This window comes from Entomohabitans teleogrylli (assembly GCF_001484765.1).
GTDB classification, from domain to species: Bacteria; Pseudomonadota; Gammaproteobacteria; order Enterobacterales; family Enterobacteriaceae; genus Entomohabitans; species Entomohabitans teleogrylli.
Map to the genome: position 1 here is coordinate 1 of NZ_LLXO01000132.1, position 306 is coordinate 306.

Genomic DNA, 306 nt, shown 5'->3' on the forward strand with positions numbered 1-306 from the left:
GATATTCCGCCCGCAGCGTTGCTGTCGCGGTAAATGGCCCTTCAGTCAGCTCCACTCCGTCACGCTGGACCAGCAGTGCTTCGATGTCGGGGAGTGTCAGGCTATTGACGTTAATCGCCTCCCCCAGTTTAAATGGCTGTCCGTTCTGGTAGATTTTTACCCCCAGATTTGCCTGCTGCGCCGTCACCACCGTGGCGTTATCGACATCAAATCCTGCCGCGTTACCACGCACGCTCAGTTGTAACTGCCAGGCCTGTGAGCTGTCCTCGCACTTCAGGGTTAACGGCACCGGTTTACGATAATTAC

At 55.9% G+C, this 306-nt stretch carries 1 protein-coding gene; it reads right to left on the bottom strand.

The annotated features are described in order from the left end of the window. On the bottom strand, positions 1 to 306 hold a 306-nt coding region (locus AQ981_RS25575), incomplete at both ends, for a fimbrial protein (RefSeq protein WP_071609034.1).